The following is a 22975-nucleotide window of genomic DNA, read 5'->3' on the forward strand; positions in this document are numbered from 1 at the left end:
TCATCCTAACCTAAACACTCGATTGAGTTAAGTGTTTTTGGCTAGCGAGAAGCGTTAGCAACAATTACTTGTCGTCTTTCACTTCTTCGAACTCTGCATCAACAACGTCGTCGTCTTGCTTAGCTGATTGCTGTTGCTCGCCTGCATCTGCTGAACCTTGCTGTGCTTTCGCTTGTGCAATTTCCATTAGTTTTTGAGACTTTTCAGCAAGAGCTTGAGTTTTAGCTTCAATCTCTTCTTTGTTGTCGCTCTTAATAGCAGCTTCTAAATCTACAACAGCCGCTTCAATCGCTTCTTTGTCTTCACTTGGTAATGCATCGCCAGCTTCTTCAATTTGCTTACGAGTACCGTGTACTAGAGCATCAGCTTGGTTACGAGCAGCTACAAGTTCTTCAAACTTTTTATCGTCTTCAGCATGTGCTTCTGCATCACGAACCATTTTTTCAACTTCTTCATCGCTTAAGCCTGAAGATGCTTGAATTGTGATTTTTTGCTCTTTACCTGTATCTTTATCTTTCGCAGATACATGTAAGATACCATCGGCATCAACATCGAATGTTACTTCGATTTGCGGTGTACCACGTTGTGCTGGGCGAATACCTTCTAGGTTAAATTGACCTAAAGATTTATTGTCGCTTGAACGTTTACGCTCACCTTGTAACACGTGAATTGTTACAGCAGATTGGTTATCTTCAGCTGTTGAGAATGTTTGCGACTTCTTAGTAGGAATCGTCGTGTTTTTCTCAATTAATGCAGTCATTACTGAACCCATAGTCTCAATACCTAGAGATAATGGAGAAACGTCTAGTAATAGTACATCTTTTACGTCACCAGCAAGTACACCACCTTGAATCGCTGCGCCTACTGCAACTGCTTCATCAGGGTTTACATCTTTACGTGGTTCTTTACCGAAGAAATCAGCAACTGTTTTTTGTACTAAAGGCATACGTGTTTGGCCACCAACAAGAATAATATCGTTGATGTCGCTTACTGATAAATCAGCATCAGCAAGTGCACGTTTAAGTGGCTCTAGAGATTTAGTTACTAAATCTTCAACTAGTGATTCAAGCTTAGCACGTGTTAGTTTCACGTTCATGTGCTTAGGACCAGATGCATCAGCAGTTACATACGGAAGATTTACTTCAGTTGATTGTGCAGATGACAGTTCAATTTTTGCTTTTTCAGCAGCTTCTTTAACACGTTGCATTGCAAGAGGATCAGTTTTTAAATCTAAACCTTGATCTTTCTTGAATTCAGCTACTAAGTAGTTGATTACACGGTTATCGAAATCTTCACCACCTAAGTGAGTATCACCGTTTGTAGCAAGTACTTCAAAAGTGTGCTCGCCTTCAACTTCATCAATTTCAATGATTGATAAATCGAAAGTACCGCCACCTAAGTCATATACTGCAACGATGTTTTCGCCACGGTTTTTATCCATACCGTAAGCAAGTGCCGCAGCAGTTGGCTCATTGATAATACGTTTAACTTCAAGACCCGCAATACGGCCAGCATCTTTCGTTGCTTGACGTTGTGAATCGTTAAAGTATGCAGGTACTGTGATTACAGCTTCAGTTACTTCTTCACCTAAGAAGTCCTCTGCCGTTTTCTTCATTTTTTTCAGTACTTCAGCAGAAATTTGTGGTGCAGCGCGTTTTTCGCCACCCGCTTCTACCCATGCATCGCCGTTATCAGCTTTGATGATTTTAAACGGCATGATGCCGATATCGCGTTGTACTTCTTCGTCTTCAAAACGACGACCAATTAAACGCTTGATTGCAAATAATGTGTTTGTCGGGTTAGTGACCGCTTGACGCTTAGCAGATTGACCTACTAATGTTTCGCCGTCTTGCGTGTAAGCAATAATAGACGGGGTTGTGCGATCGCCTTCCGCGTTTTCAATAACACGTGCTTTGCCACCATCAAGTACTGCAACACAAGAGTTTGTAGTACCTAAATCGATTCCAATAATTTTACCCATGAAACTTCTCCAACTTCAATATTCGTTAATACGTTCGATGACATAGTAAATAGGGATGCGCCAAACTTATTTCAACTGTAAAAATGAAAAAAAATCCATTTTTTGTGATTTATTTACAAAATAACCCTAATAATTGTAAGGAATGGTGATTTTTGCACCGCCAGAGACGTTTTTAATTACTGGTCTGACTAGTTTGGTTGTGTTATAAATTTATTAAATCGCACTATAAAAGGACACCTTCATGCATTTTGAACAATTACTTCTCCAAGCTGCAAAAATTGGCAATTTAGACAATACCGAACAATTAGCTAGCACAATGCAATTTCCAGAAAACTGGTGCCAAGGCAGAACTGCTTTTGGTGGGCTCTCAGCCGCACTGTTGTACCAAGCAATCAGAGGAAAAGTATCCAATGATCGTCGCATACTCTCACTCAGTACAAATTTTGTAGGGCCATTACTAGCTGATACTCCTTTTTCGTTATCGGTAGAAATATTACGACAAGGTAAAAGCAGTACACAAGTACTCGCCAAAGCCATTCAAAATGAACAAGTGTGCGTTATCGTACAAGCATGTTTTGCTAAAAGTAGAGAGTCGGGTGTAAATGTGCCTGTTTCAAAATCTTTAGGGTTAAAACCGGTAGACGAGCGCCATACCCTACCTTTTATTAAAGGTCAGATGCCTGAATTTTTTCAACATGTTGATTTATGCCCTCAACAAGGTGCCATGCCATTTAGTAGCGCAGAAACTTCTCACTTAGGTGGCTGGATGCGCTTTAAGCACACCCCAGAGCAAATAACAGAAGCGCACATAATTGCATTAACAGATGCATGGCCACCTACGTTATTACAAATGTTTAAACAACCCGCTCCAGCTAGTAGCATGTCATGGTATTTAGAGTTTGTACAAGAGCCAAACTTATCACCTGGAGAATGGCTTGGCTTTGAAGCGATCACTCATCATTCAAAAGATGGCTATGGTTTAGAAGATGGCTGTATATGGTCACAATCCGGTGAGCTAATAGCGCTTACACGTCAAACAGTGGCGTTATTTGATTGATGAATGGGTTTGGCCTTCATCAACAATTCTTTTATAAGTACCGTTTTGCTTGATGAGCGCCAAACCAATACCAAACTCAGTAGCTAAAGAGAGGTTATTAAAATAAGCAGGTCGCTCTGCTTTTGGAAATAAAGTGTAAATTTGCACAGCTTCGGGTGATTTATGTTGATTGTAGTAATAGTAAAAAATACGCTTATCTAACACAATTATATCCACCCAACCTTTTAACAGCTTATCTACTTGCGCTTTTTGATTAATAACCTCTTGATATGAGCTAAAGTGTTTAACATTACTTTTAAATATAGAAGGCAGATATGCAGTTGCATTTTGAAAAGCAAGAACGTTTTTATTAAACAAGCCTTCTATTTTATCAATATTATATTTATTTCGCTTGAGTGTGATGGCTACATTTTCATAACTAAGTACCGGTTTACTTGAGTAAATACCAGGACTACTTCTTCCTGCATAATTTAAAAGTATATCTACTCCTTTATTATGCAATTGATGCTCAGCGCGTTTATTCGACATATATTGCACATTAATATTGGCAAATCCATTAGCCTTTAACGCGGCTTTGATTAAACCTAGGTGTATACCCGAGTCTGTTTTTGCAAAAACGTAGGGCGGAATTGATGCGCTCGCGGCGATAATTACTTCTCGCTCTTTATTAATATGCGAGAAAATAAAGAGCCACATTAATATGCAGTACAAATAATATTTCACACGCTTCTTTTATATAACGAGCAGCTTGATGGCAGAACGCGTTGTATTAATGTATTAAATATAGCAAAATTGAAGAAATATTCTTCTTGCTTGGTATTAAATTGCAAACTGTCTGCCCCTGTTGTGATCTGATCATAGATATACCTCGCATAATCGCAAAACAAATGGCGATATGCCCACATTGTCACCATAAACTTTGCGAAGCCGATGTTAATCACGACAGTCGCATAGTTGCACTAAGCTTTAGCGCACTATTAATGTTGCTCAGCAGTATGTTTTACCCTTTTATTTCATTTAGTAGTAGCGGTATAACTCAAACTATTACACTGCCCGACGCGGCTCGAATTTTGTTTAATTATGATAGTGAGCTACTTGGCTTATTTATTGATTTGAGCATTATTGCCCTGCCCATGGGTTTGCTTGTTATTTTAATTCCTTTGCATCTTGGGCTTTTAAAAGCATTACCAGAGAGTATTGCAAGGCGACTACTAAAGTTCACTTTGGCGTTAGAGCCTTGGATTATGTCGGAAATATTTTTAATTGGCGTACTTGTTAGTATGGTTAAAATCATGTCGCTGGCTGATATTAGCTTCGGCACGAGTTTTTGGGCTTATGTGGGGTTTGTTATTTTATACATAGCTGCACTTGTTCACTTAAATCGCCTACGCTTATGGGCTCAAATAAAGCCTGTAAAAGTACTCGAAGGCGCAGAGCATGCTAAACGTGCAATAGATGAAAATATTAAAGCCTGCCATGTGTGCCATCAACTATGTACCGGTAATATTTGCCAGCGTTGCCATACAAAAACGCACGTTAGAAATCCTTATAGCGTACAAAAAGCAGCAGCTTGGCTAATTACTTCTGTTGTTTGTTATATTCCAGCAAATGTTTTACCTATTATGCACACCACTAGCCTTGGGGATGAATCCCCTTCAACTTTAATTGGTGGTGTTATTACTCTTTGGAACAGTGGCTCCTACCCTATTGCCGCTATTATATTTTTAGCCAGTGTGGTTGTACCACTTGCTAAGGCATTTGTATTGAGCTTTTTATGCTTTATGGTTACAAGGCCTGCCAATAAACATACAAAAAGTTACACCCGAATTTATCAACTGACTGAGTTTATTGGTAAATGGTCGATGATAGATGTATTCGTGGTTGCTATTTTAGTGGCCTTAGTTCAACTGGGTAATTTAATGTCAGTAACGCCAGGATTAGGCATTGTATTTTTTACAGTTATGGTAATATGCCAAATGATGGCTGCCCATGCCTTTGACCCACGCTTATTGTGGGATTCCCCTAAAAACAAAAAATCAGAGAACAAAGCATGACCGAAACCGCCGAAATAACAAAAGAACCGAAAATTTCCGCTATCTGGATCATTCCGGCAATTGCGCTGTTAGTGGGCATGTGGATGTTATACCAATACCAAGCTAATAAAGGCCCTACTATTTTTATCGAAATGCCACAAGCAGAAGGTATTATTGCAGGTAAGACTGAAATAAAAGTGCGCAGCGTAAAAATAGGCCAAATTGATCATGTTCGACTATCAGACACCCAAGACAGCGTTATTGCCCGTGCGCAAATAGACAAAAACTACAATAACTTATTAACTGATGATGCCAAAATTTGGGTCGTAAAACCACGCATTGATGAAACGGGTATTAGCGGAATGAGTACGCTATTGTCTGGTGTATATTTAGAGTTTTCACCCGGTGAAAGTAAAGAGCTAAAAGAGCGTTTTAAATTACAAGACGAACCCGCCCTCATTGGTAAAGATGTGAAAGGTGGTCGTTTCAAATTAATGAGTTATAACGCTGAAGTGCTTGATGTGAGTACCGGTATATTTTTCAAAAATTACAAAATAGGTCAAATAGAAACCGCCACTTTTGATTGGGAAAACCAGGCAATGAAGTACGGCGTATTTATTAAAGCCCCTTATCAAAATCTGATCACCATGAACTCTATTTTTTGGGTGAACGCAGGAATTGAAATTGACCTATCTGCCGATGGCATCAATATTAATACGGGCTCTTTGAGTAAACTATTAAAAGGCGGTATTTCGGTTGGTTTACCTGAACAACAGGCCCCGGGTGAAATAGCACAAGATGGGCATAGCTTTTCATTAAGCCAAAGCTATAAAGAGGCGTTAGAAGAGCGCTTTTATGATTTTGATTACTACCTAATTGAATTTGAACAATCAGTTCGAGGACTACGCACAGGTGCACCTGTCGAATACAGAGGTATGCGTGTAGGTACTGTTGTTGAAACACCTGCCAATGTAATTATTGACGGTAAACCTGCCCACTTTAGAAACCATAATACGGCGGTTCCAGTGCTTATAAAAGTAGAATACGGACGCTTGTATCATGACAGTGCTTCAGCAAAAGAGTATTGGCAAGGCAGTTTAAAGGGCTGGATTGAAAGTGGTATGCGCGCCTCGTTAAAGCCTGGTAATTTATTAACGGGTGCTGTGTATGTAGATTTTGATATATACCCCGACGCGCCAGAAGCACACCTAGGTAAACTTGTGCAGTATGATGTTTTTCCGAGTATTTCTAGCGGTATAACTGTATTAGCAGATCAAGTTTCTGACGTACTTAATAAGGTAAATAACTTAAAAGTTGAAGATAGCTTGGCACAAATGCAAGCTACTTTTACCGATTACCGAGCGCTTGCTAATGAAATGCGAGAGCTGCTAAGCCAAAAAGATACACAAAACTTGCCTGGCGACTTTAACCGTAATTTCGAAAAGATGACAAAAAGCATGGAGCAGTTTGAAGTCACTATGCGCCAATTTGATAAAACCATGGCCAGTTACCAAGCCGGTTCTGAACTTCATCATCAAATACAGCAAACATTAAAAGAGTTTAAACGTTTAAGTGAGGGCCTACAGCCTCTAACTCGCGGATTAAACGAGCAACCTAATATGCTAATTTTTGATAAATCATTACCAGCAGATCCAAAACCAAGGAAGCAATAATGAAATCGTTATTTTTAACCGCAAGTTTATTATTACTATTGGCAGGTTGTAGTTCAGCAATACAAACTGCGACACAGTATTACCAGTTTGAGCAGCCTATAGGTGCATCGTCTCGAAACGTTGCAGATACAGATGCGCAACTAAGAATACAAACTGTTGTACTTAGAGGCGCTTTAAATAATTTGGGCATTGCGATGAAAATAGATAGCAACCAAATTCATGCTGCAAATTATAACCTGTGGGGCGAATCGCCGGATGTAATGCTTACTGCAACAGCCCAGCAAACACTTTTTAATGCTATGCCCAACTGGATGGTAATAAAAGGCTTACCGGTCATTACTGAACTTGATCAACAAACGTTTTATGAGCTTGAATACGAAATTCACCACTTTAATGGCGATATGCAAGGTAACGCTGATATTTCTGGGCTTTGGCGTTTATATTACACACACCCTGAAACAGGCCGACGCCTTATAAGTATTAATAATTTTTCGCAATTGGTCCCTATTGATGATGATGGCTATGACGGTTTAGTTTCAACACTTGAAGCAACATGGCTAAATATAAACCTAAATGTTGCAAAACAAATAGAACAAGCAAGACTTTAATCGTTAAGTGACAATATAATCACGGCGGTTTTATCATCATTGATAACCGCCTTGCCCTCTCTTTTAAAACCCAATTTTAACAACACATTCTGCGATGCCCTATTATCTGGTGATGTTATTGCACACAGTTTTGTAATTCCAAATTCATGCTTATGTTGCAAAAGTGCGCTGGCCGCTTCAAAAACATAACCCTTTTTTTCAAAACCGCTTACAAGTGCAAAACCTAAATCAGGTTGCAGTAACGCGGCGCGTTTATAAAACCCAACAACGCCAACCACTACAGCATTATGCAAAGTAATAATGTAAGGCCCAAAGCCTTGGCGTACATGAGAAGCAATAAATGACTAGGGCCTGTTGACCTTTCAGGATTAAAATCTGTTCAATCTAGGGGCAATTTAATCGCGGCGTGAGGTTTGTAACCTAGTGGGCTAAGTAAAAACCGACCAACAAAGAGTTAATTGCCCCTAGGTAGAACCCTTCGGGCAGCGCATGTTTGGCATTTATGCTGTGTTATCGCCTATTTATGGGGAATAACCACACTACATAGGCTCTGCCTTGCCTAAATACCAAACATACTGCTGCAAATTTAACCTCGAAAGATAAACAGGCCCTATAATGTACGACTTGGCATCATCAAGGGTATAAATTGCTTTATCACCAATATGCTCTATGAAGCTCGCTTGATTAACTAGCTTAAGTAAAATAGCTGCATCAAGCTCATTTGCATGGCGCAACAACAATCGATTTGTTTTAAATACAGCGTTCAATATAAGCTCCTCTAAAAAACTTTGTTTTGCATGTAACTTTTTGTTGACTGAAATTAAAAAGCAGATTATTTTTGCGCCGATGTTTTTACAGGCACAACAATAGCGGTTTGCACTCCTTGCACCGTCTGGCGCCAAAGCCAACGCGTTTCACTTAAGCCGCTATTTAACATAACTGTTTATGTGTCCCTCCCTCGCGTACAAAAGCAGTGACTTGGAAGATGATTTTACAACAAACTTATCATCTTCTTTGTTTTTGTATAAGCAGTTTAAAAATTAATACTATTTTAATTTTTATACATGCTTTTAATTTTGTGAATACTTAAATGCTTGAACCTTCTGCGTTAAGTTTACTGCCACCGTTGGTGGTAGTTGTATTGGCTGTTGTATTACGCCGCCCTATTTTATCTTTACTTATTGGTGCTTTAGTTGGTTTAGTTATCGCCGATCCTGCACAAGTACTTACTAACTTTTCGAGTACATCGCTAAAAGTGATGACAGACGAAACCATCGGCTGGCTAATACTTGTATGTGGTGGCTTTGGCGCTTTAATCGCGCTATTAGTGCGTACAGGTGGCGCATCGGCTTTTGGCAAGTTAGCCCTTAAATACACTAAAGGTAAACGCTCATCTTTGTTTATGACCTTTTGTTTGGGTGTAGTTATTTTTATTGATGACTACTTAAATGCGCTTACCGTGGGTGAAACCATGAAACGCATTACCGATAAATTTAAAGTGAGCCGTGAGATGCTTGCCTATGTTGTAGACTCTACTGCTGCACCAATTTGTGTACTTGTCCCTTTATCTACCTGGGCGGTTTTTTTTGGTGGCTTACTTGTAGATAACGGTATTGCTGAAGAAGGCAAAGGGATTGCGGTTTATATCCAAGCCATACCGTATATGTTTTATGCGTGGTTTGCAGTGCTTGTTGTTTTACTTGTTGTGCTGGGTATTATTCCTGCGATTGGTCCAATGAAAAAAGCAGAGCAAATGGCACAAATTGAGCAAGCTCAAGTTGATCCAGCCCAATACAATGATGTTCAAACAGCGGATGAATATGCAGTAAAAGCCGTAGAAGAGAACTTTGAAGATGCTGATCCTAAAGGTAAATTACGTAACTTTTTGGTGCCGATTATTTTACTGGTTGCATTTACTGTTTACTTTGAAATAGACGTATACAAAGGCTTATTAGCAACAATGGCGGTCACTCTCCCGTTTTATGCTCTACAAAAATTAATGAGCGTAAGTGAAATGATTGAACGCATGCTTGATGGCTTTAAAAGTATGATCCCCGCTATTGGTACTGTTATAGCGGCGTTTATATTCAAAGATGTATGCGACTTAATTGGTTTGCCTCAGTTTGTTATTGGCAGCTTAAGCCCTTATATGACCGCTGCATACTTACCAGCCGTGGTATTTATTTCAATGGCTATTTTAGCGTTTGCAACGGGGTCTAGCTGGGGTATTTTTGCTGTATCAATTCCCATTGTTATGCCACTGGCTAATGCGGTTGATGCAAACATACCACTGGTAATTGGGGCGCTATTATCGGCTTCCTCTTTTGGTAGCCAAGCTTGTTTTTACTCAGATTCAACGGTGCTCGCAGCGCAAGGCTCTGGTTGTAATTTAATGAGCCATGCTGTTACACAATTGCCTTACACGCTAATTGCTGCGGCATTAGCTGTTATAGGCTTTTTGATAATGGCTTAAATATTATACCAATCCGCAATAATACTTAATCATTTTGCGGGGCTAAACGAGTCGCTACCTGCGTTAAAAAATTTTCATTTAGAACAACTAAATAGCGAATTTTTTGCCTAGCTATCAACCCGTTTTTCCATCCTCAAAATAGATCACTTAACTAAGCGAATTGGTATTATTAGTAAATATAGTGAGATAAATAAAAACCCCAATGTAGTGATACATTGGGGTTTATTTTTAGCTACATAAATAAAGCTTATTTTTGTAATTTAATACCATTGTAATAGGCATCAAGCGTTGTGATTTTAGTTTGATTTGGTAAATCGGCAAAGTCACTTTCTAAAAACTTAGTCCCGCGTAATTGTACATTTAAACGTGCGGCATTAGGGTTAAGCATTGTTTGCTTGTAGTAGTCTTTTATATCTGCAAGCGTTACTTTTTCAACTTCATCAATCAGCTTTTGCTTAGAATCAAAGGTAAAGTTTTCACGGTACCAATCGTTTATAAGTGGGCTCATTTCGTCACTTAAGTTTTTAGGCTGCTCTTTAAGTGATACAAGGGTAGAGTTTTTAAGCTGCTCAAAAGTCTCTTCGCTCATGTTATCAAGTTCAACTGCGTACTCTTTTTTAAATTTATCAAAACGAGCTTGTATTTCTTTTGGTCCTTTAACCGGTGTTTGAATATACAAACCAATTGCTGAGTAATCTTCAATTGGGCGAGCTAACGCACCTACTGCGTATGCAAGTTGCTCCTCAGTACGCATTTTATCAAACGCAACTGTTCTAAAGTGGCTTTGTAATACAGCTGCTTCTGCTTTTTGTTTGTAACCCGCAACAGGGTGAACGGTCATATCGACCACCGCTACATCGGCTACATCGATATCTTTTTGTAATACCAGCGTTTCGCCCGGTTGTGGCAACCACGCTTTGCTTCGTGCAAATTCACTGCGCTTATGATTACTTGGTAATGTTGCACTTAATTCGTCTGCAATCGCGTCTATATCTTGCTGATCGTAGTTACCGTAACTAAATACACGTAAATCGTTTTGTGCAAACGTAGCTGATTTTAATTGTGCTAAGTCGGCAACACTCAGTGAGTCAGCGGCTTTAATAAGCGCATCTGTATCAAAGCCACCTGTACGCGTTAGTTTTGAATACTCGCCAAATGCTTGTGCATACGGAAACTGCTTTTGTTGGTTTAGTAAATTACGTTTAAAACGATCTACCGCTTGGCTAAATGCTTGTGCTGTTTCATCGGCTTTTAACCCGGTTAAAGCTTGTTTAAGCAATACATCTTGCTTATCTGTAAAACCACTCATAGATAAAACAAGACCATTACTCGGTGCTAAGCTTACGCTCATACCGGCGATTGCTGCTTCGGTACTTAACTGACTTTGTTGAATATTATATAAATCAGCCCAAACAGAATAAAGGACTTCTGCTTTGATATCGTTCAAACCTGGTTGAGTATTTATATAAACTTCAACAAGCCCTTTTGGCTGCTCTGCAAATTTTTGACTTGCTTGGCGCCATACTTTTACACCATTTTTATCGTAAGCAAGTTCTGGGTGTTTTTGCTCTTTAAATGCTTGCGTTTTTATTGCAAAATTTTCAGGCAATAAATTGTTTACAGTCGGTAGTGCTAACTTAAATTCGCTTGGTTTTTTCCAGCTGGCAATTTCATCATCGCTAATGTCACTGATGCGGTATTTACCGTCGTAAAAGTGTAGTTGTGAGTCTGTTTCTTCTTGCTGCGATACATACCAAATACGAAGGGTGTCGGCATTTAACTGCTCAAGTACATTGTTTACAGCGTCAGCGTCAAACTTTGCATAATAATAAGGTGCATTAATAGCGTGATTTAACGGATAGTCTTGCATGCTTTGCGTAAGCGAGCTTACATAATTAAACTCATCACCTTTTTCTAAAAACTTAAACTGGTTATTAAGAGAAGTACGAATTTCGTTGAAGTACTTACTATCAACGCCTTCTTTTTTAATTAAATCGATGTACTGCATAATAGTCGCAACTATTTCGTCACGATTTTTCATGCCTTCATCTGTAAGCTCGACATTTACATTTAACGAACCGTAGTTGCCATATTGATTTGGTGCAGCTGAAGCTGAAAGCTGAGACACCCATCCTTTATCACGAAGAAGTTGTGCTGGGCTGCCCGGCATTTCGTTACTTAGTAAATACGCTACAAACCGGTTTGGTTTAAGTGCAAATTCGCTATTATTATTAGCAATGGTGAAATCAAGTTGCAGCTGTTTTACATCTTCATTTGGTGCATAAAACACGCGTTTTCCGCCAGCGTTATCAAAATCCAGTTTTGCAGTTACTGTTGGTTTTTCGATGTTTTTATTTTTAATATCAGCAAAATATTTTTGCGCTTTTTGCTCCATTTCAGCAATAGGTAAATTAGAAATAAGCGCAACTTTCATAATATTTGAAGAGTAATATTTATTATAAAAATCAACCGCTTCTTTATGAAGTGAACTGTTTTCTTTATCGCCAAGCGTTTCTAGGTTACCAATTAAAAAACGATTAGCTGGGTGATCGCCCATCATTTTACGCGCGAGTTTAAATTGACCAAAAAAGTCCATTTCGCGGCGCATTGACCACTCTGCGTTTACTGCATTTTTTTCTTTATCTGTGTATTCAGGGTATAACTTAGGCGCTTTGAAAAAGTCAGCAAAACGGTCTAGCCCTTCATCAAACGCGTCGTTGTTAATTTTAAACATGTAATTAGTAATATCGAGCCACGTGTAAGCATTGTGCGCGCCACCATTTTTGGTCATAAAATCAGAATACCCTTTTGTGTCTGGGTAACGATCAGTGCCTAAAAACAGCATATGCTCTAAATAATGCGCCATACCTTGTTGCGACATTGGATCGTGCAGTAAACCAACACCAACGCTTAGTGCTGCTGCTGATTTTTCAGCCCCTGGATCTGACACTAAAATAACTTCAATGTCGTTTGCCAGCTTAAGTGTTTTATATTCGCGGTTATCGTTAGGACTTACAACTAACGTATCTGATAGTAAAGAGGCCTGAGGCGCCACTGAAACCGAAGCTGTATTTGAACAACCACTTAAAACTGCAAGTGCGATAGCACTAAAACCAATAATCTTTTTCATTTTTGTTTTCCATTAAAAAGTATTGCGCAAAATAGCGTGCGCCAATTCAAAGCAATATAGTTAAGCTAAACTAACATTTTCAATTAATAACTTTCTACAAAATAACGCTATTTTGTGTAACACATTGTGAAAAATGTCTTCATAATCGGCTACTAGTTGGGAGTATGCCAACCTTGCGAGATTAAAAATCTTTCAATATCAAAAAATACGCAAATTCTAAATAATAATAAGGAAAAACAATGGAAAAAATCATCATACTTGCCATGTTTGCACAAGTTACGCTTTCACTGGTTGTCATGCTCATTATGGGTAAAAGGCGCTTTGCCGCAGCTAAAAACAAACAACTAGATTTAAGTGATTTTAAAACAATGCAATTAGATAAGGCTGGCGACACTATTAGGGTGGCAGATAGAAACTTTTCAAATCAGTTTGAAATACCTGTGCTTTTTTACGCGGGGTGTTTACTTGCACTGCAACTAAATAGCGCCAGTACACTTGTGGCAATACTGGCCTGTTTATTTGTAGCAACACGTATTGTGCACAGTGTTATTCATTTAGGTGAAAATAACGTACGCGCACGTTTTAAAGTGTTTTTACTGGGTTGTATTTGTGTGTTTTCAATTTGGCTAGCAATGGTTTGGCGAGTACTATTTTAAACAGCAAAGTTTAATAATAGTAATGTGGTCGGCTGGTTTAGGCCATCCACATTACCGTTAATTTTAATTATTTAGCACGTTTTAAACGAGGTACCGCAAGTAAAAAAGCACCTAAAAGCCAAATTAACCCGCCGCCAGAACTGCTACTAGAACCTGTTGATGTGTCAGAATCAATTAACGTATTTTCAGTGACAGTAAGGCCTGCTGCTGAATTAGGATCATCATCCATTACCGCCACATTTTGAATAGTCACTAAGTTAGCACTACTAATTGTTACATCAGTACTTGCACATTGCTCAGCAGTAATATCCACCACGGGTGTTTCACCACAGTGTACTAACGCTGCAATTTTATCTAAAGTTGATTGGCTTGCTCCAGTAATTTGTCCAAACACAGTAAAGCCACCATTTTGCGTATCAAGTGCTGCACTATTGTCTGTAATATTAAAAAACCACTGACTTGTTGCGCTATTAGCATCACCCGATAATTTAGCCATCGCAATGGTGCCCTTAACATTAGAAAAAACGGGCTCATTTTCTACAGCAGGCTTTGTAGTAATCGCATCTAGCGAATCAGAAAATGTAAATCCACCACCTTGAATAACAAAGTTACTAACAGAGCGGTGAATTACTGTTTCGTTATATGAATCGTCTTGAACGTAACTTAAAAAATTTGCGACTGTTTTGGGGGTTTGTTGATCAAACAGGTTAATTTCTATGACACCTTGGCTCGTGTTCATTTCAACTATAGTAGCGGTGCTTGTAAAACTTGCTGCAGCAAGTGCTGAGCCAAGTAAAAGTTTTTTCATGTTTTATTCCTGTTGTTATATTTTTTAAATAATTAGTTAATGCGTTAACACATTAATGCCATCGGCGACTAAAATCGATTCTAAAGTGTGAGTTGATACAATTAAGACCGTGTTGATAACAAATTAATTACATATGCCATTATTTATATTCTTTTTTGCTATATAAATCTAACTATTTAAAATTAAATCATCTTAAAAGTGTGGTCACTTATTTGTTACCTTAAAAAAACACAAACAACAGGATCTAACAATGCCACACACTAAACAAACAATTTGCGACTTTGGTTTACACAAAGGTGAACCATACACAAAACTACCGGCGAGCTTTTTAACGTGGATGGTAGGTATAAACCATACTAAGCGGGAATATGCGGATGCAGAGTTAAAGCGTCGCGAAAGTGCCGCCACAAATCGATTAACTGTACCTTCTAAATAAAATGTCAATAAGTACGTTTTTTTAGCATAAAACTAGTTTAAACTACCCGCTTGATAAATTAAGTAGACCTTAATCCATAGGTATTTTATGCGTATAATTATTTTATTTTCGATTATTTTTAGTGTACTTGGATGTACATCTCCTGCTCCTGAATCAACCTCTAACAGTACTCCTACTGAATATTTAACTGTTCTTCATACTAATGATAATCACGGCCGTTTTTGGCAAAACGAAAAAGGCGAATACGGTATGGCCGCTCGCAAAACGTTAATTGACTCTTTACGTAATGACGCCCAAAAGCAAGGTCATGCCGTTTTACTTCTCTCTGGTGGTGACATTAATACCGGTATTCCTGAGTCAGATTTACAAAAAGCAGAACCTGACTTTAAAGGTATGTCGCTGATTGGTTATGATGCAATGGCATTAGGTAATCACGAATTCGATAACCCTATTGATGTATTGAAGCAACAGCAAAAATGGGTGAACTTTCCTTTTCTATCAGCCAATATATTTGAAAAAGAATCAGGCGAACATGCGTTTGATAGCTATAAAATATTCAAAAAAAATGGCTTAACTATTGCTGTTATTGGATTAACAACAACAGACACAGCTAAAATTGGTAATCCTCAGTATATTGGCCACTTAGAGTTTAAAGACCCTGTTAACGTTACCGCAAAACTAGCTAAAGAAATAAAAGCTAAGTACAACCCTGATATTACCATTGCGCTGACTCATATGGGTCATTATGTTGATGCTAGCTTTGGCATTAATGCACCAGGTGATGTAACACTTGCTCGCTCACTTCCTGCAAACACGCTTGATATGATCATTGGCGGTCACTCACAAGAACCTGTGTGTATGAGTGATACAAATGTAAATGACGACAACTTTAAACCTGGCCTTGCCTGTAAGCCAGACCAGCAAAACGGTACTTACATTATGCAAGCCCATGAATGGGGTAAGTATGTTGGTAAAGCTGAGTTTAAGCTTGAAAACGGAAAATTAACGTTACTAGACTACAAACTCATGCCTGTTAATTTGTATGTAGATAAAGTTCAAGCTGATGGCTCTACTAAAGCAGTATTAGCAAACGAGTACATTAAACCAGACCCTAAACTTGAATCTTATTTAGCGGTATACCAAGCTAAAGGCGCTAAACAAATTGAAGGTACCATTGGTGAAGTAGATGCTCGCTTAGAAGGTGACAGAAACAAAGTTCGTTACCAACAAACAAACCTTGCACGTGTAATTATTCAAGCTCAAATGGATGTAGTAAATGCAGACTTTGGATTAATAAGTGGCGGTGGTATTCGCAGCTCAATAGAGGCTGGTAAAGTAAGCTATAAAGATATTTTAAAAGTACATCCTTTTAAAAACCGCATTACTTATATGGATTGGCAAGGCAGTGATTTATGGGATTACTTAAATACAGTAACGAGCTTCCCACCGGATGCTGGTGCTTATTTGCAATACCATAAAATATCGTTTGAGCGTAAAAATAATCAGTTGGTTAATGTTTTGATCAATGGCGAACCGCTTAATAAAAATAAAACATACAGAATGAGTCTAAATAGCTATAACGCATCAGGCGGTGATGGTTATCCTGCACTTACAAATAAAAAAGGCTTTGTAAGTACAGACGAAACAGATGCTAAAGCACTTCAAGACTTTATATCAAAAAATAGCCCTCTCAAAGCGGCTGAATTTACCCCTAAATAACCTCTAAGAATAAGAGGAAAGTAATCTAGTTACTTTCCTCTTATTTCAATATTACCTTTTTTAATATTTGCCAGCCCATAACTATGCAAACGAGAACGAGAGCCTTCTCCATAGGCTTTAGGTGGGTAATATAACTCTTTTTCTTCAGGAGACTCGCTAAGTACTTCATCTAATGCTGCACGTATCTCACTCAACGTTTTTTCTAGGCTATTATTAAAGTTAGGCCTTTTTCTAACTGTATGACCAAGTTCGACCAACCTATAAAAATACTTGTTAGCGAGCTCTAGAAGCTCCTCTGGTACATCTTTGTTATGGCTAAGCGCTACATCATCGTTATTTGTACAATACTCTACAAGTGCTAAATAAAAGCATAATGGCTTATTAGCTAAACCCACTTTTTGCTCTGTATTACAACTACTTGATAATGTCTTATCGTTAAGATCGACTATAAGTATCAGCGGCGTAGGCTCTGCAATTGATTGATGCTGTGCATTATTAGACTGCTTATTGCTTTGTTTGATAAACGCAAACTTTACCCAAAAACTAATCAACACACTTAATACTAAAAATATAAAATAGTAAATAAGATGGCTCACTGTAAAGTCGGTTTGCTGAACGTTAAATACAACTAATACAGGTCCGTTATTAGTGCTCAAACTACGTGTTATTTGGTGTAAGTTTACAGGTGCTAGTATTTCGCCTTTTGGTGCAATAGCAACAACTTTAAGATCATTCGAATTAATGTAGCTGTTTAAGGTTTTAATGTAGCTATTAACCGCATCTTTATTCCCTGAATGCTTTAGCAGCTCATTTGATAAATCAAGTAATGGTAAGTCGAGTGCTATTTGCCTTTCTATCTGCGTTATTTTTTGTTTAGTCACTTGCTGGCTTTTTTGAATTACAGAAATATAAAACACAGAAGATAAAGTTAAAAATAAGCATAGTAAAACAAGTAGTTGTTTATATTTACTCATCACTAACTTCCTCTTTTAAGTTTACTGAGCTAGTACCGCAACTCCAAAACGATTGTGCATTTTGATAATAATGCAAACTTTGATCTTTAGACATATCAAGCAAATTTGCCTGTACTGCACATAATAAATCAGTATTGTTTTGCTGCATTTTTAAATACCATCTTGTTCCAGTAATATTATTACTCAAAGGCGTAATATAGTTTTTTGAAAAACGTTTTTCGTCACTCTCTTTCCAAAACGAAGCAATAATATCTACTTTTCCGTCGGCGAGTAAATCGCGTAATTCGTTATGAGAACTAGCATAAGTGATTTTCAAATTAGCTAAATTTATATCCAGTTCTTTAAACATTTGCTTTGGTAAAATATGCCCTGATCGGCTGGTAGGATAATCAAGCAAACCTATGCGTTTATCTAAAAAATATTGTTTAGTAATTCGAGGTTTTTCTTTAGAAGATATAAAAAAAGCCGTGTAGTCAGAAAAACCAACAACGGGCTGGTAGTTATATGTCGACTCTGCTTTAAAGGCTGCCATAATATTGTTTTTAGCCAAAATTAAGTCAGCAATTCCTTTACCCACAAACTCAAAGCTGTCTGCCGTTCTATACCCCCAATACCCTTTTACAGAGCCATATTGCTTAGCTACTACGTTATCAGAGCATAACTTTTGTGTTAATAATTTGGCTATTTTTTTTGATTGTGTAAAAACAATTAATTGGCCTTTATTACTTGTAGCAGTTGTTTGACACTCTGTTGAGGTTTCGATCATAACCGGAAAATGTAAATCATCATTGTATACACTAACTTGACCGCAAACCCACGTAACGACCAATAATAGAAACAAAAATGTAACAAATAACATTTTGTGCAACACAATATTTTTATAATTCAAAGCAATGCCACCCAAAAATAGACGATATAGTGTATTTGAACAATTTCGCTTACCCATTACAACAAGTAATTTTACCTGTTAAATATAAGAGACTGATTTTAAACTCAATTTAATAAGAAACTATGAATTTTAATAAGTCCTTCCTATCAACGTTAAAAATGAGGACAATTGACCGCATTAGCTTATAGCAACCCCATGAAATATTCATTTAGGAAGTTTTAATGCATAACAATATAAAGTACTCGATATCTTCTGCGCTTTTGATTAGTGCGATATTCACAAGCACTAACTCACACGCTTGGGGTCAAAATGGCCACCGTATTGTAGGGCAGATTGCACAATCTCATATAAGCGAAACAACTAAAGCAGCAATTAAACCTTATTTAGATGGTGAGTCACTTGCGCAAATATCAACGTGGCCTGATGAAATGCGCTCTGCTCCTGGCGACTTTTGGCAAAAGCAATCATCTCGTTGGCATTATATTAATGCAGCACCAGGAAAATCTTTCAGCTTCAATCACGATCACACTAAAAACAAAGAATCTGTAAGTAATATCCTAGAAGGCATTCACTATTCAATGCAAACACTCACTAATAAAAATAGCACCTTAGATGCTAAGCAGTTCAGTTTGCGTTTTTTAGTGCATTTAGTAGGCGATAGCCATCAGCCATTTCATGCCGGTCGAGGTGAAGACAGAGGTGGTAACCGTATTAAGGTTTCATTTTTTAACGAAGAAACAAATCTTCACAGCCTTTGGGATACAAAGTTAGTTGAGAACGAGAACTTGTCGTTTACTGAATACGCTCAATTTATTGATACAAATAACAGCGAGTTAATTGCTGAGTATTTACAAAGCTCACCTAAAACTTGGGTTGAAGAATCACACAATTTAGCAACAAAAATTTATAAGTACACCAACGACGAAGTTGGGTACAGCTACATTTATAACAACACTCCAATTGTTAAAACACGCCTACAACAAGCGGGTATTCGACTAGCTGGACTATTGAACGCCTTATTTGACCCTTCTGCAAAAGAGTTAGAAACGGCACTAAAAATGACGACTGACAAATAAACAGTATTAAATTTATATAACCTACACACGGGAAATCAACATTATGACTAAGCTTCGCCTTTCGAAATTAACTGGAGCGGTAATTTTAGCTCTAGGTGTTTCTACAAGCGCAATGGCTGCTGATACTTCATCTGCAATGCGTGGTAAAATTACAACGCCTTCAGGTGGCAGTGCTGCAAACGTTAAAATTAAAGTAGTTCACCAACCAACGGGAACTATTAGCGAGCTAACTACAAACGAAAGTGGTACGTTTATCGCTAATGGCTTACGTGTAGGTGGTCCTTACATGGTTATCATCGATTCTGATAAGTTTAATGATACAACTGTTGAAAATATCTATCTAAATCTGGGTGAAACATACCGCTTAAGTTCGCAGCTTGCTCCGCTAAACATTGAAAAAATTGAAGTGTCTGGTTATAAAATCGTTCAGCAATCTGGTGGCTCAAGCAGCTCATTTGGTTCTGATACTATTGAAAATATGCCAAGCTTTAACCGCGACATTAAAGATATTGCGCGCTTAAACCCACTTGCCAGTATTAATGGTAATGGCGAGCTAACGTTTGCAGGTAGTAACCCTCGTACCAACGGTTTAACTGTTGACGGTATTGGTCAAAATGATGACTTTGGCTTGAACTTTGGTGGCTACCCTACTTCTCAGCCTCCTGTAGCACTTGATGCTATTGAACAAGTTTCTGTTGATGTATCTCCTTTCTCAGCTTCTAAAGGTAACTTTGGTGGCGGTACTATTAATGCAGTAACAAAATCTGGTACAAATGAGTTTAAATTTTCTGGCTTTTATGAAATATCTACTCCTGAGATAGCTGGCGATGTCGATAATATTGTACAAGAAGACGATCTTGATGAGCTAGGTCATAAAACTTATTCTACAAATAAAGTAGAGCCGATTAAAACTGAAGAAAGATTTGGTTTTAACGTTGGTGGCGCAATTGTTAAAGACGAACTGTTTTATTTCGTTAACTATTCAGAATGGTCAAGCGAATTAGATCTTGATTACGGCTTTGACGGCTCTGGTGCTGCTAACGAATTTAATACTTCAGAAGCTAACTATAACCGTTTCATTTCTATTTTAAATAATGAATATGGCTTGACTGATTCATTAGCAGGTGCGCCAGAAGATACAAATAAAAACCTGTTAGTTAAGCTAAGCTGGAACGCAAGTGATGACCATCGTTTAGATTTTACTTACCAATGGCAAGACGATCAAGATGAGCGTAACACTAGCACCGGTGGCGATAATATTGTACTAACATCGAACACCTACGCCTACGTAACGAAGTTCAATAACTTTTCAACAAAGCTTTACTCTGATTGGACTGAAGATTTTTCTACTGAAATTGGTGTGTCATATAAAGATGTTACCTCTGATAGCGCAACTCGCTCAAACCTAGGTAGTATTTCAGTTGATGAAGATGGTCGAAATGGCCCTTCTTACAACTTTGGTACAGATCAATATCGTCATGCTAACCGCTCTGAAACGCAAAATTTAACTTTCACACTCGATGCTACCTATTTAATGGATGAGCATGAAATAAACTTTGGTGCTCAATATGAGTCACTTCGTTTATATAACTTATTTGCTGAAAACTCTCTTGGCACGTGGAAGTTTGATAGCTTAGAGAATTTTGAAAACCGTGAAATTGGTTCTTATGATTTCTCTTATCAGAATGCTTACACTAATGATTCAGCTGATACAGCATATGATGTAAGACGTAACCAACTAGCACTCTACATTGAAGACACTTTTTATGTAGGTGACGATTTAGAAGTTACAGCAGGTGTTCGTTATGAACGTTTATCATCAGATGATAAACCAACTCTAAATGAAAATTTTGCGAATACGTATGGCTTTACTAACCAAGAAAATCTAGATGGTCTAGACATTATACTTCCTCGCGTTGGCTTTAAATACTACGTAACAGAAGCCCTTACTATTAACGGTGGTATTGGTCGCTTCCAAGGTGGTATTCCAAATGTTTGGTATAACAACTCATTCCAAAGCGATGGTATTACATTAGTATCTGCTCCTAACGATGTAATTAACGACTACTATGCAAATAACACTGCCGATATTACTCAGGTGCCTGATGAAATTAAAAACTCATTAGAACAAGGTGCTGGTAGCGTTGCTTATATCGACCCTGATTTTAAATTGCCTTCAAGCATTCGCACCCAAATAGGTTTTGAATATGAGTTTGATTCTGAACTATTAGGTGATGGCTTTAAATGGCAAGCAGAGATTGCTTATCATAAAAAAGAGAATGAGGCGGTATGGCATAATACATCTATTAACCCAATCGGTATTGCAGCTGATGGTGAACGCGTCATAAATGAAACTATTTATAGTGGCTCTTTAGCTGATAACGCTGACATAGAAATGACGAATTCATCTGATGATGGACGTTCAATTATTATTTCAACAGGTATTGCTAAACAGTGGGATAATGGCCTGTTTGTATCGGCAAGCTATGCTCACCAGGATGTTACCGAGTCATCAGCCGGTTCAGCTTCTCAAGCGGAAGGTAACTACAAGCATAATATTACAGTAAATCGTAATGAAGATATTGCAGCACGTGGTTTTTACGAAGTTGAGCATAGCTTTAAAATCAACTTAGCATATAACACAGAGTTTTTTGAAGGGTATGCGACTAAGTTTAACGTGTATTTTGAACGTCGTTCAGGTCGTCCATTTAGTTATACAATGAACATGTATAAAGACAGTGATTTGGGTGATACGAGTAGTTTCTTCAGTAATGGTGCTTACTTACCATATATACCTACAGGTGCTGATGATCCAAATGTAAACTGGGATGAATCAGGTATGACTTGGGCTGAGTTAGAACCATTACTAGAGCGTGCTGGTATATCTCAGCGTGGTGGTATTTTAGGTAAAAATACAGCAACTCAACCTTGGGTTACTACGATGGACGTTAGCATTAAGCAAGAAATACCAGGCTTTGCTGAAGGTCACACTGGTGAGGTTTATCTAATGATTGATAATTTCGCAAACCTTCTAAACAGCGACTGGGGTGTAGAAAAACGCTTAGGTTACTCTAACCAAACTATTTATGACTTTGGTGGCCTTGATGACCAAGGCAGATATAAAATAGACAACAGCTTTGGCGGTGCAGATGTGCGTAATTACTCACAAATCAATTCATCGTCATCAGCTTGGCAGGCTAAAGTTGGTATTAGCTACAAGTTTTAAGCCTTAATAGGTAAGTAATAACACATTAAGTTATTTGTTAACAAAACCCATTGCAAATTTGTAATGGGTTTTTTGTTTTTCACACCCCAATTTCACATGTTTGTCATAAAGCGCACGTAATATATACCCCGATATAGAGTTATTGCTCAAAAAAACACTCAAATAGACAAAAATAGTACTATTTATTAAAAATATATTGCAGTTGTATTTTATTTGTAACGAATAAATAAGGTACA

Annotated in this window: 18 protein-coding genes; 10 read left to right on the forward strand and 8 right to left on the reverse strand. The window is 37.9% G+C overall.

Annotation, left to right across the window (positions count from 1 at the left end):
- Positions 1-64 precede the first annotated feature (64 nt).
- Positions 65-1981, reverse strand: a complete 1917-nt coding sequence (gene dnaK / locus H5122_RS08045) for a molecular chaperone DnaK (protein ID WP_002959064.1) — start codon at positions 1979-1981, stop codon at positions 65-67.
- Between the two features lie 241 nt (positions 1982-2222).
- Here dnaK and H5122_RS08050 point away from each other — a divergent pair, with 241 nt between their 5' ends.
- The gene (locus H5122_RS08050) at positions 2223-3038 is read left to right on the forward strand and encodes a thioesterase family protein (protein ID WP_182681613.1); all 816 of its coding nucleotides are present in this window, start codon (positions 2223-2225) and stop codon (positions 3036-3038) included.
- Here the strand turns inward: H5122_RS08050 and H5122_RS08055 are convergent.
- A complete protein-coding gene (locus tag H5122_RS08055; protein ID WP_220487752.1) occupies positions 3027-3734 on the reverse strand; it encodes an ABC transporter substrate-binding protein in 708 nt (235 codons plus the stop codon). The genes H5122_RS08050 and H5122_RS08055 overlap by 12 nt on opposite strands.
- Before the next feature lie 191 nt (positions 3735-3925).
- Here H5122_RS08055 and H5122_RS08060 point away from each other — a divergent pair, with 191 nt between their 5' ends.
- Genes H5122_RS08060 through H5122_RS08070 form a run of 3 tightly spaced genes read left to right on the forward strand, consistent with a single transcriptional unit; the run spans position 3926 to position 7352 of the window.
- Positions 3926-5092: a paraquat-inducible protein A gene (locus H5122_RS08060; protein ID WP_259395764.1), complete on the forward strand. Its 1167-nt coding sequence runs from the start codon at positions 3926-3928 to the stop codon at positions 5090-5092.
- The gene (pqiB, locus tag H5122_RS08065) at positions 5089-6744 is read left to right on the forward strand and encodes an intermembrane transport protein PqiB (RefSeq protein WP_182681610.1); all 1656 of its coding nucleotides are present in this window, start codon (positions 5089-5091) and stop codon (positions 6742-6744) included. The genes H5122_RS08060 and pqiB overlap by 4 nt, the downstream gene beginning before the upstream one ends.
- On the forward strand, positions 6744-7352 hold the full coding sequence (locus H5122_RS08070; protein WP_138490393.1) for a PqiC family protein: 609 nt from the start codon (positions 6744-6746) through the stop codon (positions 7350-7352). Before pqiB ends, H5122_RS08070 begins: the two co-directional genes overlap by 1 nt.
- Here the strand turns inward: H5122_RS08070 and H5122_RS08075 are convergent.
- Both H5122_RS08075 and H5122_RS08080 read right to left on the reverse strand, forming a co-directional pair.
- Positions 7349-7690 (reverse strand): GNAT family N-acetyltransferase, encoded by a 342-nt coding sequence (locus H5122_RS08075; RefSeq protein ID WP_310736069.1) that lies wholly within the window; start codon positions 7688-7690, stop codon positions 7349-7351. The genes H5122_RS08070 and H5122_RS08075 overlap by 4 nt on opposite strands.
- Positions 7691-7891: 201 nt before the next feature.
- Positions 7892-8119 carry a hypothetical protein gene (locus H5122_RS08080; RefSeq protein ID WP_370626123.1) on the reverse strand — a complete coding sequence of 76 codons (228 nt, stop codon included), beginning with the start codon at positions 8117-8119 and terminating at the stop codon, positions 7892-7894.
- 323 nt (positions 8120-8442) lie between these two features.
- Between H5122_RS08080 and H5122_RS08085 the strand changes: the two genes are divergently transcribed.
- Entirely contained in the window at positions 8443-9825 is a 1383-nt protein-coding gene (locus tag H5122_RS08085) for a Na+/H+ antiporter NhaC family protein (protein ID WP_182681609.1), read from the forward strand.
- Between the two features lie 247 nt (positions 9826-10072).
- Here H5122_RS08085 and H5122_RS08090 read toward each other — a convergent pair whose 3' ends face one another.
- On the reverse strand, positions 10073-12955 hold the full coding sequence (locus H5122_RS08090; protein WP_182681608.1) for an insulinase family protein: 2883 nt from the start codon (positions 12953-12955) through the stop codon (positions 10073-10075).
- A 239-nt stretch (positions 12956-13194) separates the two neighbouring features.
- Here H5122_RS08090 and H5122_RS08095 point away from each other — a divergent pair, with 239 nt between their 5' ends.
- Positions 13195-13611: an MAPEG family protein gene (locus H5122_RS08095; RefSeq protein WP_002959052.1), complete on the forward strand. Its 417-nt coding sequence runs from the start codon at positions 13195-13197 to the stop codon at positions 13609-13611.
- 67 nt (positions 13612-13678) lie between these two features.
- On the opposite strand, the gene H5122_RS08100 is transcribed toward H5122_RS08095, so the two are convergent.
- Positions 13679-14419, reverse strand: a complete 741-nt coding sequence (locus H5122_RS08100) for a peptidylprolyl isomerase (RefSeq protein WP_182681607.1) — start codon at positions 14417-14419, stop codon at positions 13679-13681.
- A gap of 250 nt (positions 14420-14669) precedes the next feature.
- Between H5122_RS08100 and H5122_RS08105 the strand changes: the two genes are divergently transcribed.
- Positions 14670-14855 (forward strand): hypothetical protein, encoded by a 186-nt coding sequence (locus H5122_RS08105; RefSeq protein WP_024594581.1) that lies wholly within the window; start codon positions 14670-14672, stop codon positions 14853-14855.
- A gap of 87 nt (positions 14856-14942) precedes the next feature.
- Positions 14943-16574 (forward strand): bifunctional UDP-sugar hydrolase/5'-nucleotidase UshA, encoded by a 1632-nt coding sequence (gene ushA / locus H5122_RS08110; protein WP_182681606.1) that lies wholly within the window; start codon positions 14943-14945, stop codon positions 16572-16574.
- A 29-nt stretch (positions 16575-16603) separates the two neighbouring features.
- On the opposite strand, the gene H5122_RS08115 is transcribed toward ushA, so the two are convergent.
- A complete protein-coding gene (locus H5122_RS08115) occupies positions 16604-17548 on the reverse strand; it encodes a hypothetical protein (RefSeq protein WP_182681605.1) in 945 nt (314 codons plus the stop codon).
- Positions 17541-18407 carry a hypothetical protein gene (locus H5122_RS08120; protein ID WP_182681661.1) on the reverse strand — a complete coding sequence of 289 codons (867 nt, stop codon included), beginning with the start codon at positions 18405-18407 and terminating at the stop codon, positions 17541-17543. The genes H5122_RS08115 and H5122_RS08120 overlap by 8 nt, the downstream gene beginning before the upstream one ends.
- Positions 18408-18658: 251 nt before the next feature.
- On the opposite strand from H5122_RS08120, the gene H5122_RS08125 reads away from it, so the two are divergent.
- A complete protein-coding gene (locus tag H5122_RS08125; RefSeq protein ID WP_182681604.1) occupies positions 18659-19513 on the forward strand; it encodes a S1/P1 nuclease in 855 nt (284 codons plus the stop codon).
- A gap of 43 nt (positions 19514-19556) precedes the next feature.
- Entirely contained in the window at positions 19557-22739 is a 3183-nt protein-coding gene (locus H5122_RS08130) for a TonB-dependent receptor (RefSeq protein ID WP_182681603.1), read from the forward strand.
- The last annotated feature ends 236 nt before the right edge of the window (positions 22740-22975 follow it).

It is taken from the genome of Pseudoalteromonas sp. SG43-8 (assembly GCF_014164245.1).
GTDB classification, from domain to species: domain Bacteria; phylum Pseudomonadota; class Gammaproteobacteria; order Enterobacterales; family Alteromonadaceae; genus Pseudoalteromonas; species Pseudoalteromonas distincta.